A 12,878-nucleotide genomic window follows, 5' to 3' on the forward strand; every position below is an offset into this window, starting at 1 on the left:
GAGCCGTATTGCTTCGAGAGGTTCGTCGCCTGCAGGACAGGCTCAACTGCCTTCGCTTCGCCGCTTCCGAACCGCACGACCTCTTTTACTCTGTCCATTGCGACATTCATCGACATCGGGGGCTCAATCGAACGCTAACAGCAGGCGATCGCGAGAGCGTTCAATATGAACGTGCATCGCTTCTTCGGCGGCCACGGGGTCCGCAGCCGCAAAGGCCGCCAGTATGGCTTCGTGCTCGTCGAGAGCCTCTTCGGTGACGCGCGAATGGAACATGAGACGAAAAATGTGAAAGTGGGTGTGCTGGAAAGCGATGGCTTGACGAATGAGTTCGTTCTCAGCGCAGGCCAAGATCTTGTCGTGAAAGACGGCGTCCTGCCGCGCGAAGTTCGAATACCGCAGGCGTTCGTCCTTGCCTTCCCGGCGGGCCATCATCCCGGCCGCTTCGCGAAGCATCGCCAGCTTCGTGTCGTCCATACGTGCCGCCGCCTTCGCGGCGCCGTAGGGCTCGAGACGCAATCGAAGCTCATAGATTTCGTCAAGCTGGCGCTTCGTGATCTGCGGCGCCGCGCGATACCCGATCAAGTGCGTCTTCAGCACCAACCCTTCACCCTCGAGCCGACCTAGCGCCTCACGGATAGGCGTTTGCGACACGTTGAATTCGCGGGCCAGGCTATCGACCGTGATACGGGCACCGGGCGCGATCTTGAGCGACATGAGCTGCGCAAAAATCGCCTCATAGACGTCGCCGGCCAGACTGGTGGGGCGATGAATCTGCCCGCTGGCGGCCCCTGTTTGAGAAGGATTGGTGACGTTCATCGATTTCGGCCTGCCTCTTGACACAAGTTGCCTCTAGCACGATCTTGCGCGATATTCAATCCTATATCCTATAGGATTTAATCGACGAGGATTGAACGGTGTGCCAAACTCGGGCGCGGGCTTGCTCATGGAGCGTCATGCTTTGGAAGAAAATGAATTTCACCAAGCCGACGTGCTTTTTGAAGCCGAACTGACGGGGCACCCGTCGCATGGCCCGCAACAGCTACATCGTGTTCAACGCGGCTTAATGGTCGTGGCGCTCGCAGGTTCAGCGCTCGTGCCTGATATCCGCGGCATGCTCGACGCGGAATTCGTCTGCAAGGGCGATGTCATCCTTGCGATAGATCTGGGCTCCGCTCCGGAATCGGTACCGAGGCTCTCCGGCTATCTGGATCTGGTTCGCGCTGCGCCGCCCATGCAGGCCGGCGCGCCTGTTTGCAGCCCCGGCGACAGCGCGGCCCGCCTTCGCGCCGCGAATGGCTTTGAGATTGAGCCCCGCCTCTGGAGCGAACTCAACGGTCTCGCACAATCCAATTCGTCCGTCGCCAGAGGATATGCATTATGACCCTGTTCGCCGCCCTGAGGCTGCCCCGAGAGATTTTATTTGGCAAGGGTCAGCGCCATGCGCTTTCCACCGTCGCCGCCAAACATGGGCGTCGAGCGCTCCTATGCACTGACGAGCGGTTCGCCGGCACGGCCATTTTTTCCGAAATCGTCGCGGGCTTAAAAGCGTCGTCGGTTGAGATTTTCGTTCATGATCGCGTGCAGCCGGACGTGCCGGTCGACACGGTCGGCGTCTGCGTTGACGAGGCGCGGAGCTTCATGCCCGATATGGTGATCGGCATCGGCGGCGGCAGTTGTCTCGATCTTGCGAAATGCGCGGCCTTGCTGATCAGCCATGGCGGCAAGCTTCAGGACTACTACGGTGAGTTCAAGGTGCCGGGTCCGATCCTGCCAGTGATCGCCGCGCCGACCACAGCGGGCACCGGTTCGGAAGTGACGCCGGTCGCGGTGATCTCCGATCCTGATCGAATTTTGAAGGTCGGCATTTCGAGCCCGCACCTGATTGCCACCGCTGCGATCTGCGACCCGGAACTGACGATGACGTGTCCCCCGTCCCTGACGGCAATCGCAGGGGCCGACGCCTTGACCCACGCGATCGAGGCCTTCACTGCGGTTAGACGCGGTGTCGCTTCCGACCTGCCGCAGAAACATGTTTTCATCGGCAAGACGGCGCTTACCGATCACTTCGCTCTGCTCGCCATCAAGCTCCTGGGACGCAGTCTCGAGAAGGCCTGCCGCGATGGCGCCGACGAGGACGCGCGGGCGGATGTGATGATGGGCGCTCTGGCGGCTGGCTGCGCGTTCGGAACCGCGGGAACAGCCGCCGCGCACGCGGTGCAATATCCGATCGGCGCCTTAACCCACACGCCGCACGGGCTCGGCGTCGCGACCATGCTGCCTTATGTGATGAATTATAATTGCTCCGCGGCGACAACCGAAATCGCCAAAGTCGGAGTCGCTCTCGGCCTCGACCGCTCAAGCCGGAGCGACGGCGAGATGGCCCGCGCGACGATTGAAGAAATCAGCCGCATGTTCGCGGCGATTGGGATCACTCCTACATTGGCCGGTCTTGGACTTCCCGCCGACAAGATTGATTGGACCGCAGAACTCGCCCTCGGCATCGATCGGCTGATCAAGAACAATCCCCGCCCGTTCGACCTTCCCGCGATGAAACGACTGGTGAAAGCCGCCTACGACGGCGATCTCGCCGGCAGCGCCATCTGAGCTCACAGGACCCCATGATGAACATGCCCCAGCACACATTCAAGACCGACCACGAAACCCTCGACCTTCGCGCTTATTCGCGGGGCCTCTATATCGACGGCCAATGGCGCCAGGCCGCTGACGGGCGGCTTATCGAGGTGGTCGATCCGTCCACCGAGCGCGTGATCGCCGAGGTTCCCGATGCGGCCATGGTCGACGTCGAGGCAGCGGTGGAGGCCGCCGCCCGGGCGGCGGCCGGATGGAGGGAGACGCCGCCGCGCAAGCGATCCGAAATTTTGAGGCGCTGCTTCGAAATGATGACCCAACGTTCGGAAACGCTCGCCGAGTTGATATCGATCGAGAACGGCAAGGCTTTGCGCGATGCGCGCGCCGAGGTCGCCTATGCCGCCGAGTTCTTCCGCTGGAACGCCGAGGAAGCCGTGCGAATCATCGGCGAGTTCAGCCTCGCTCCTTCGGGCGCGAACCGCATCATAGTCGACTATCAGCCGATCGGCGTCTGCGTTTTGATCACGCCCTGGAATTTCCCGGCGGCCATGGCGACGCGCAAGATCGCTCCCGCCCTGGCAGCGGGCTGCACGGTTGTTCTCAAGCCCGCGAGCGAGACGCCTCTCACGGCCTACGCGCTCGCTGCGCTGTATGAAGAAGCCGGCGTTCCCCCAGGCGTCGTCAACGTCCTTACGGTTTCCAGTCCTGCTCCGGCCACCGCCGCCATGCTGGCGGATCCACGGGTGCGGAAACTGTCGTTCACCGGCTCGACCGGAGTTGGCCGCCACCTCCTCGCCGAAGCGGCCAAGCACGTCATCTCGTGCTCGATGGAACTCGGCGGCAACGCGCCGTTCATCGTCTTCGACGACGCCGATCTCGAGGCTGCGCTCGACGGCGCGATGGTAGCGAAAATGCGCAACGCCGGCGAAGCCTGCACCGCCGCAAATCGCATCTATGTGCAATCCGGCATCCACGACGCCTTCGCCGAAGGGCTTCGAAAGCGCATGACGGCGCTCAAAGTGGGCGCGGGCGTCGATGCCGCCACCGAATGCGGTCCGATGATCACGAAAAAAGCCGTCGATAAGATCGATCGGCTGGTTCAGAACGCCGTCGAGCGTGGCGCGCGCGTTCTGTGCGGGGGCTCGGTCGGGAGCGGGACGGGATTTTACTATCCTCCGACAGTCCTCTGCGACGTGCCGATCGACGCCGCGATGGCGCAAGAGGAAATCTTCGGTCCTGTGGCGCCGATCTCGCGCTTCGAACGGGAGAGCGAGGCGATCGAGAGGGCGAACGACACGGAATACGGGCTCGCCGCCTACATCTACACTCGTGATCTCGCCCGCGGCATGCGTGTAGCCGCGAAGATTGAAACGGGTATGATCGCGCTCAATCGCGGCCTCATGTCGGATCCGGCCGCCCGTTCGGCGGCGTCAAGCAGAGCGGCATTGGACGCGAAGGCGGACGAGGGCATGGCATCGCCGAGTTCATGGAGGCGAAATATCTCGCCGTCACGATGTAGACGGAGGACAGGTGCAGCGCGATCCCTTCAACCGTGACCATGTCGCGCCGTGGGGTAAGAAGCAGAACTGCGGTGGGGTCCAGAGCCGTCAGGCTCAGACCCTTCGAAGACAAGAGAGAGGAGATTAATTGTGCGCACCATCAAGGGACCGGCAATATTCCTGGCTCAGTTCGCCGACGAAGCTCCCCCCTTTAACACGTTGGACAATATTTGCGCCTGGGCAGCGGGCCTTGGGTACAAGGGCGTGCAGATACCGACCTGGGTTTCCAGCTTTATTGACCTGGAAAAGGCCGCGACGTCGAAAACATATGCGGATGAACTGCGTGGCACAGTCAATCGTCATGGACTCGAGATTTCTGAATTGTCGACGCACCTTCAGGGGCAACTGGTCGCTGTGCACCCAGCCTACTCCAGTGGATTTGATGGTTTCGCGCCGGTTGCAGTCCATGGGAATTCCTCCGCTCGGACGGCGTGGGCAATTCAACAATTGAAATGGGCCGCAAAGGCTTCGAGCAACCTTGGTCTGAACGCCCACGCAACTTTTTCGGGCGCGTTCGCGTGGCCTTTCATCTACCCCTGGCCACAACGCCCCGATGGCCTGATCGACGATGCCTTTAACGAGCTTGGCCGCCGATGGTTACCGATTCTGGATGAGTTCGATCGCAACGGCGTAGACGTTTGCTATGAATTGCATCCGGGCGAGGATCTGCATGACGGGTCGACTTTCGAAATGTTCCTTGATCGTGTGAAGAACCACGCTCGCGCCAACATTCTCTACGATCCAAGCCATTTTGTGCTGCAGCAACTGAGGTATCTCGATTTCATCGATATCTACCACGAGCGTATCAAGGCGTTCCACGTCAAGGATGCCGAATTCAATCCAACTGGCAGGCAAGGTGTCTACGGAGGGTTTCAGTCGTGGGTTAACCGCGCCGGACGTTTTCGATCGATTGGAGACGGTCAGGTTGATTTTCGATCGATCTTTTCGAAGCTCACGGCCTACGATTACGCGGGGTGGGCCGTGCTGGAGTGGGAATGCGCGCTAAAGCACCCGGAGGATGGAGCTCGGGAAGGAGCTCGGTTGATTTCCGATTACATCATACGGGTAACCGAGCGAGCTTTTGACGACTTTGCGGGCTCCGGCACAAATAGGGAAGCAAATCTGAGAATGCTTGGTCTGCGGTCAGATGAGGGCATGTCATGAGAGACAGCGAGGCGTCGCGCATCCGATTGGGAATGGTCGGTGGTGGGATCGGAGCCTTCATCGGCTACGTGCACCGAATTGCATCGCGAATTGACGACGATTATGAACTGGTTGCGGGAGCTCTGTCCTCCGATCCTGCCCTGGCTCTAGAATCCGGTAGAAGCCTTGGGCTGGCCGAAGATCGAATATATGCAAGCTTTGCCGAGATGGCGGCGAAAGAGGCTGCCCGCGAAGACGGCATTCAGGCGGTCTCAATCGTTACACCCAATCACCTGCATTTCGCGCCGGCCAAGGCATTTCTTGAGGCTGGAATTCATGTGATTTGCGACAAGCCGCTTACGTCAACTCTCGATGAGGCTCGTGCACTGGCCAAAATCAAGCCAAAGAACGGCGCGAAGTTTCTACTAACGCACAATTACACTGGTTATCCTTTGTTACGACAAGCGCGTGCCATGGTGGCGCGTGGTGACCTCGGCAAGATTCGCGTGGTTCAAGTCGAGTATCCGCAAGATTGGCTAACTCGCCCACTTTCAAACAAGCAGGCGGATTGGCGCACGGATCCTGCTCGTTCAGGACTAGGCGGCGCTATCGGAGATATCGGTACGCACGCATATAACCTTGTGCGATTTGTCACGGGTTTAAAAACCGCGGCCGTAAGTGCGGACCTGTCGACTTTCGTAGAGGGCAGACGGCTCGACGATAACGTGCACATACTGCTCCGTTTTGAAGGCAATGCACGCGGGATGCTATGGGCCAGCCAAGTTGCCGTAGGCTGCGAAAACGGTCTGCAGCTGCGCGTTTACGGCGAAAAGGCCGGGCTTGAGTGGCGCCAGGATAATCCAAACCAGATGTGGTTCACCGAGTTTGGCAGGCCCAAGCAACTTCTTACGCGAGGCGGCGCCATCTCCGGTGACGCTCCTCCGATTCAGGTTCGACTGCCGAGCGGGCACCCCGAAGGTTATCTCGAGGCGTTCGCCACACTTTATAGTCAGTTTGCTCAGCTGATCCGCTCCGGAGACACTGCCTGTCCCGACCTGCCGTCGCTCGCTGACGGAATTGAAGGAATGGAATTCATCGCCGCCGCTGTCCGATCGAGTAACAATCAGAGCATGTGGACAAGCCTCAGCGACGTGTAAGGCGCGCGGCTAGATCCAACGCCAGAAGAACTCACGACGCGCATTCCGGTGGATCGCAGTTTACATAATCGCCGAAATCCTGCCTTCGGCCACACGAGCACCGTTTGAGGAAGCATGGTCGCCATCTATCCCGATCTCGCCGGCAAAGTCGTGCTGGTCACCGGTGGCGCATCCGGCATCGGAGAAGCGATCGTGCGCGGCTTCGCGCGCCAGCAATCGACCGTCGTCTTCTTCGATATCGCGGACGAGGCGGGCATCAGTCTCGCGCGGGAGCTTTCCGGCCATCATCAATTTCGGCTCGACCTCCTGGATGGTGGGGCAAGGCGGCATGGCGAGCAAATCCGGTGTCATCGGATTGACGCGCTCACTCGCACGCGACTACGGCCCCTCCAATATCCGTGTGAACGCGATCGCGCCCGGCTGGATCATGACCGAGCGCCAGCTCGAAAAATGGCTGACGCCGGAAAGCGAGGCCGAGCTAATGCGCCGGCAATGCCTGAAGCGGAAGCTCATGCCGGACGAGATCGCGAGATTCACGGTCTTCCTTGCATCCGAGGAAGCATCGGCCTGCACCGCGCAGCATTACGTGGTGGACGGTGGCTGGGTGTGAATGCGCAGCGAAAGCAAGCGCGGTGGTCACCCGTTCGAAGAGCGAGAGCCTCGTGCCGGTTCGTCAGGGCATTGCATCTGACCGGCCGGCTTCAGAGGCGGCCGGCGCTCCCAGGGTCCGCAGATCGATGTACCGGTTCACGTCTTTATACAGCAGGTAGCGCAAGATGCGCCGACCAGTCTTCGAACCAGACATCTGTTCGACGAGCGCTATGTGCTTATCGGCCGCCGTAAGCAGCCGGCTTTTCCGGGCACGGCTTCGGCATCGGGCCGGGACATGGGTGGTCGCCACTGACCGATCAGGTGCATAGCAATTTGGCGAGCGAGAAATATGATCGGAGTCAAATTCCTCTTATGACTCGCTGGGACCATAAAAATGGCCCCAGCGCGAGCCGTGCGCCGAGGCCATTCAAGTCGCTTCCTTCTCAGCCAGATAAGTGGGGCCTATCCGGCGCGCAACATGAAAGCGGGAAAGCTTAGCAACGTCAGTCCAATACTGAACATAAGACCAATGTTTCCTCCAAACGCGAGAAGGGCCCCAGCGGCACGCTTGCGGCTGCTGCCGACCTTCTTGACGGCCTTCTTTACCGCGCTCGCGGATCTCTTCGTCTTCTTCGCCTCGTAGCTCATTTCGTAATACTGTCCGCCAGCGACCCGCGCGCGATCCTGCTGGCGTCCGCGACTCGACTTCTTCTTTGCCTTTGCCATCCTGCATTACCTCCCATCATGCGTGGCGTGATAATGCGGCGAGTTCCAGTTTTTCCCGATCGGAACGATTCGATCTTTGCCAGTTTGAATCGGCTTTAGTGGCGTGGAGTTTTGTTGTGGCGTTTCAGCGTAAAAAGGCGGCGGCGATCGGCGTGAAAGCGCCCTTCCCCGGATTCGTCGAGCCCGCGCTGGCGACGTGAACCGAGAAGGTGCCGTCAGGCGATCGCTGGATCCATGAGATCAAGTTCGACGGTTACCGTGTCCAGCTCCACATCCTTAACGACGCGATCAAGATATTCACCCGCCGCGGCAATGACTGGACCAGGCGCTTCAGCAAGGTCGCAGCCGACGCGTACTGATCAATGCCGGCAGCGCGATTATTGATGGCAAGGTAGCGGGCGCCCGCCGCCGAAGGCACAATCGACACCGTGCTGCAAAACGAATTGCGCGGCAAGTCGACCCACCTGGTGATGATCGCCTTCGACCTGCTCTATCTGAACGGATACGACCTCCGGAAGCTGCCGCTGTTCGAGCGCAAGGCACATCTGAAAAAGCTGATCGAGAAGACCGACATCCAATATAGCGAAAGCTTTGACATCGACTCACCAACAAGAGGCGTGCAAACGTCCTTTTTGGCTTCAGATAGCAGACTCAGGCCGGACATCGGGCCATGTCCGGAAAGTGCCGGGACCGATCGTTTCAAATGTGACGGTATGGGAGCGGCTATGAGACCAGATCTTCCCGCTGCGTTCGCGGTCCACCGCGGCATCAGGTCGGTTCGTGCACTGGAGTTTCAAATCACCGTCATCTCGCGGACTGATTAACCTCCCGACGCATGAGCGCCCTGATTATCGTCACATGCCAATCCAGCCCGGCGTCCGAGACGTGTGCGGTTCAATGGCGGAGGCACGACGTCAGCCAGAACATCAATTTTTTGCCGCAGATGCTCAACCAGCAGTTCAGCGCCGATAGTCAGGCAGCCAGGATGTCCCCCAGGCACCTGGATCACTTGGAGGTCAGAACTGAGATGCCGCCACCCCCGGCCGTCGTGGTCGGCCGCGTAAAAGGCCACAGGGACCTCGAGCGGTGCCGGAAGATATTGCGCCATTGCGATTGAATAAGCGTCCCACAACGCCGGCGGAATCTCGAGCTTGGCGATCGTAATCTGCTGGCTCGTCAACGCCTTGGAAACTCGCTCCAGCCGGGCCATCAGTTCATACGTCCAGCGCAGAAGGTAAGGCGAAACTATGGGCTTCATCAGCCCGATGATCGCCCGCAGCGCTGGACGGGCACTGACGGTCGGCGGGTCGACCATCGCAACCATATCAATCTTGTGGCCGGCTGCCATCAGCAGGCGGGCTGCTTCGAACGCCACCATGGCGCCATTGCATTTGCCGCCCAGGAGAAACGGACCGCTGGTCTGCCTCTCCAGAATAAGCGGCAGGCGGTCGGCGGCCATTTCCTCGATCGACGGTGGAATCGGCTCCCCATGGAGACCATGGGGATCGATAGAGATGATCGGGTAATCGGGCCCGAAAAGCTCCACCATCCGCCGCACACACGAGTGGCCGCTGACGAGATCTCCATTGAAGAAGTACAGGGGGGCCGATGGCTACAGGCACTGAACTGGAAGATCGGGGTCGCCGGCGTGCCCGTATGCATGGCGATTCTTGGTGCAAGTTGCCGGATTGTTTCTGCCCCGAACAGGATCGTTTCCGGTACGGGGTGGCCGATGAGCCGCTCGACCTCGATGAGCATTTCCATCGCTAGAAGGGAGTCACCACCCCGGGCAAAAAATCATCGTCGACCGTTACAGCCTCGGACTTGAGCAGCCTGCGCCATAGGGTCAGCAATTCAGCTTCCATATCCAATGGCCCTTTGCTCACAGCAGGGGGAGGCATCGCCCCCTGATGACCCAACAGCCCGTCGAACGACTCGCGCAGCCGTCGCCGTTGAACCTTTCCCGTCGCGCCCTTCGGCAGTTGGTCGAGGATCAGAATGCGCCGCGGAATCTTGAACGAGGCCAACTCGCGTTGCAGGAACTGGCGAAGCTCCGCGGTTGTCGTCTGCGCGCCAGGATGGGCAACAACGGCCGCTGCGACGTCATCGCCAAGGCGTGGATGGGGGGTTGCGAAAGCTGCGGCTTCGGCTATGGCCGGATGGCGTAGTAGCGCGGTTTCGATCTCAGCAGGGGCGATCTTCTCACCGCCGCGGTTGATCAGTTCACTCAGGCGGACGTGCAGGGACAGGAAGCCGTCTCCGTCGAGGCTGCCGATATCGCCCGTGCGAAACCAACCCCCTATGAAAGCAGCTTGATTGAGTTCCGGCGCATCGAGATAGCCAGACATCACGGTCGGACCACGTACCCAGATCTCACCCCGCTCGCCGGCTGGCAAGGGATGTCCATCCTCACCCACAATGGCCACCGTATCAGGCCAAGGTTGCCCGCAAGTCCCTTGCCTGTTGGGCCCGGGCGGCGGCAAGTTGGCGGCGATTTGCGCGGCTTCGCTGGAGCCGTAATGCTCCAGCACCGCCACGCCCAAAATGCGCTGCAGGCCGTTCTGCACCTCCTCCGGAAGCGGCGCGCCACCCGATACGAGGAACCGCAGAGTGTGCGCCGCCTCCGCATTCTCAAGGCTTTTTGCCTTGTCCAATACGGCAGCGTGAAGCGCGGGGCCTGCCGAGTACCAAGTCGGCCGCAGGACATCGAGCCACTCATCCAGCGCCAGGACGGCACTGTTCGCGGGGATCGCAATGCTGCCGCCCGTCAGGAGCGGTGTGAAGACCGTTACTTTAAGCCCGTGGGAATAGTAAGGGGACGACACGCTCAGGCAACGGTCCCAGGGCGTGAGGCCGAACCAGGCCTGAACCCGTGCGGCCGCCGCCAGCATATTGCTATGACTGAACGGAATGAGCTTTGGCTGTGCGGTCGTGCCCGACGTCTGCAGGATGAAGGCGGGCGAGCTCGGATCAGGCTCAGCGTCGATCGCAGGGGAGTTGGAGACCTGCACGGCGATATTGAGTCCAAGCTGACCTTGTCCGACAGCGGCTTCGATGATGGCGAGGCTTCTCCGCTCAGCGGCCTGGCGAGCTTCAGAGGCACCGCCTTCCGGCACGAGAACGGCGTTCAGGCGCAGCATGTCGAGACGCTGATCGATCTCCGTCCGGGACAGCCGCGGATCAAGAGGAACCGCGATGCAGCAGGCTACTGCAACAATTGTGAGAACCGCCTCCGCGCTGTTCGGCAGGAGTATCCCGATCCGGGCGTTGCGATCGAACCCAGCCAAACGCAACTGCCGGCGGATGCCATCCAACTGCCGCTGAAGATCGCGGTACGTCAGAGGCGCAAACGTGGTGGAGACGATCGCAGGCTCGTGTGGGAACGAACTTGCAATCTGACCGATGACTTGGCCCAGCGTTAATTTGGTTTCAGCCTCTGTCCCATCGCGCATTAGAACGTCCTTTTGGCTGCTCCGTCGGAGCGCAGTCAATTTTATCGGGAGAAAGTGGTAATGGCAGGAAATGGACCGCCACTAATCATTAATTTCCATGCCCAGAACTGCTTGGCGGAGGCCAAAGAACAATCGGAATTGCTGAGGGTTGATTTCAGTGCTCCAGCCGAAAGGCGCCCCCCGACTGCTGGAAGAAAACCCGTATCGTTCGGGTTGGCGGCCCCTGGTTGGGGCCGTTTAAGCGAATGGCTCGGGTTCCCGTCCATCGAACGAACCGGCCTCAGTAGTGAGACGACTGTCTCTGCGGAGCGCGTTCTCGCAACCCTCTCAAGCCCTGTGCGGATTCTCGGCCACGCAGTCTGGAGGACGGAATGGGCGATTGCGGGCGCGACTTGTGGACCGCTCCCGCGGGCCGGCGTGAGCCTCCCGCGGGCCCCTTGTGGCGGATGACCTCCCTCCGCCGTTTCCTTTCGCCCACAGGTTCTCCCAGCCCTAGCCATGAGGACGGCACGATCGTGTCCGGGGCAGCCGCCTGCCCCACCTGAACGCCTTGTTCTCCTCCGGCGGCGCCCTGTCCGCCTACAGTCCGCCGGCTGAGGTCATCTGCGGCTCGGCCGCGATCTGCACGTTCTTGGCGTGTGCCACACTAACCCGATCACAGGGAGACCTTGATGCACGCCGCGCATGACCACCGTGGGCCGGCCCACTTCACTGCATGCTTCTCCTTCGCTTTGGCAGGTTTGCTCGCAGCAGACTGTGCCGTCGACGGAGCGGGTGCAGTAACGCTGTCGTCATTTCTCGGCAGCCGTTGCGATGCGCATGACTGGCATTAGGGTTCCGTCGTGGGGCGGTCACCGCGCGCTAACGATTGGGACGGCTCGTCTTCGGGAATGTCCGCACGCAACGTTCGTTGCTAACCGCGACGAACCCGCGATGATTCATGTTCCGGGACGACATCCGCACCGTCATTCTGCGAGATCGCAATGGCCGCGAGTACTGTCCGGTTGCTGATTTCAAGCTTTTGGAAGATGTGATGAAGATGCACTTTGATAGTGCCGTTGCTAATGTTCAGGCGCCGGCCGATTTCCTTATTCGACAGCCCTTCGGACACCAACCGCATGATCTGGCGCTCGCGGTCTGTCAGCACAGCGAGTGCGTTCTCCGTGATCGCGCTTTGCTCCCGAAATGCAGCCTGATCGGCCATGGACAGCGGCAGCAGCCGTCGGCCTCCCGCAATCTGGCGTAAGAGCTGCACGAGAATCTCGGGCGCCACATCCTTTGAAATAAAGCTGAAACCGTCGGCCGTGGCGGACATGGCCAGCTCATGTTCCACTTCAGACGAGATGAAAAAGACGACCCGCGTGGACGGATTCTCGGGATTTACGATGGAGAGAATCTCCCGCCCGCTCACGCCCGGCATCGAGCCGTCGAGAATAGCTATGTCCGGCGCTAGATTCCGAATTGCTTCGACGCAGCCCGGACCATCCGTGAAAGATGCAACAATCTTGAAATCGGAGTGGGCCCCAAGCACATTGCTCAAGCCCTTCAAAACTACGGGATGCCGATCCGCAATCACCACGGTGATACTACGCATTGGGCAGTCCTCAGCCTGTCCCCAATCTTAACCCCGCCCCCCAGCCTTTGTTCATCTCGCCTGCTCG

8 protein-coding genes and 4 pseudogenes are annotated in these 12,878 nt (G+C 60.3%); 7 read left to right on the plus strand and 5 right to left on the minus strand.

Annotated elements, in window-relative coordinates; all coding sequences use genetic code 11:
• Positions 1-123: 123 nt before the first annotated feature.
• Entirely contained in the window at positions 124-816 is a 693-nt protein-coding gene (locus IVA95_RS04795; protein WP_247509461.1) for a GntR family transcriptional regulator, read from the minus strand.
• Positions 817-943: 127 nt separating this feature from the next.
• Here IVA95_RS04795 and IVA95_RS04800 point away from each other — a divergent pair, with 127 nt between their 5' ends.
• The 6 genes and pseudogenes from IVA95_RS04800 (at position 944) to IVA95_RS04825 (ending at position 7,058) form a co-directional block, all read left to right on the plus strand.
• On the plus strand, positions 944-1,381 hold the full coding sequence (locus tag IVA95_RS04800; RefSeq protein ID WP_247509462.1) for a hypothetical protein: 438 nt from the start codon (positions 944-946) through the stop codon (positions 1,379-1,381).
• A complete protein-coding gene (locus IVA95_RS04805) occupies positions 1,378-2,604 on the plus strand; it encodes an iron-containing alcohol dehydrogenase (RefSeq protein ID WP_247509463.1) in 1,227 nt (408 codons plus the stop codon). Before IVA95_RS04800 ends, IVA95_RS04805 begins: the two co-directional genes overlap by 4 nt.
• Positions 2,605-2,621: 17 nt before the next feature.
• Positions 2,622-4,108 (plus strand): annotated as a pseudogene (locus tag IVA95_RS04810) (NAD-dependent succinate-semialdehyde dehydrogenase).
• Between the two features lie 130 nt (positions 4,109-4,238).
• On the plus strand, positions 4,239-5,312 hold the full coding sequence (locus IVA95_RS04815; protein WP_247509464.1) for a sugar phosphate isomerase/epimerase: 1,074 nt from the start codon (positions 4,239-4,241) through the stop codon (positions 5,310-5,312).
• A complete protein-coding gene (locus IVA95_RS04820; protein WP_247509465.1) occupies positions 5,309-6,448 on the plus strand; it encodes a Gfo/Idh/MocA family oxidoreductase in 1,140 nt (379 codons plus the stop codon). Before IVA95_RS04815 ends, IVA95_RS04820 begins: the two co-directional genes overlap by 4 nt.
• Positions 6,449-6,562: 114 nt before the next feature.
• Positions 6,563-7,058: pseudogene (locus IVA95_RS04825) on the plus strand (SDR family oxidoreductase).
• A gap of 545 nt (positions 7,059-7,603) precedes the next feature.
• On the opposite strand, the pseudogene IVA95_RS04830 reads toward IVA95_RS04825, so the two are convergent.
• Positions 7,604-7,765: pseudogene (locus IVA95_RS04830) on the minus strand (DUF3606 domain-containing protein); the annotation flags it as partial.
• 209 nt (positions 7,766-7,974) lie between these two features.
• Here IVA95_RS04830 and IVA95_RS04840 point away from each other — a divergent pair.
• Positions 7,975-8,589: pseudogene (locus IVA95_RS04840) on the plus strand (hypothetical protein).
• Here the strand turns inward: IVA95_RS04840 and IVA95_RS04845 are convergent.
• The 3 genes from IVA95_RS04845 to IVA95_RS04855 all read right to left on the minus strand — a co-directional run bounded on the left by IVA95_RS04845 (position 8,586) and on the right by IVA95_RS04855 (position 12,811).
• Positions 8,586-9,314 (minus strand): thioesterase domain-containing protein, encoded by a 729-nt coding sequence (locus IVA95_RS04845; protein WP_247509468.1) that lies wholly within the window; start codon positions 9,312-9,314, stop codon positions 8,586-8,588. The pseudogene IVA95_RS04840 and the gene IVA95_RS04845 overlap by 4 nt on opposite strands.
• Positions 9,315-9,531: 217 nt before the next feature.
• Entirely contained in the window at positions 9,532-11,217 is a 1,686-nt protein-coding gene (locus tag IVA95_RS04850; RefSeq protein ID WP_247509469.1) for an AMP-binding protein, read from the minus strand.
• A gap of 913 nt (positions 11,218-12,130) precedes the next feature.
• Entirely contained in the window at positions 12,131-12,811 is a 681-nt protein-coding gene (locus tag IVA95_RS04855; RefSeq protein WP_247509470.1) for a response regulator transcription factor, read from the minus strand.
• Positions 12,812-12,878 lie beyond the last annotated feature (67 nt).

It is taken from the genome of Bradyrhizobium sp. 157 (genome assembly GCF_023073815.1).
In the GTDB taxonomy this organism is placed as follows: domain Bacteria; phylum Pseudomonadota; class Alphaproteobacteria; order Rhizobiales; family Xanthobacteraceae; genus Bradyrhizobium.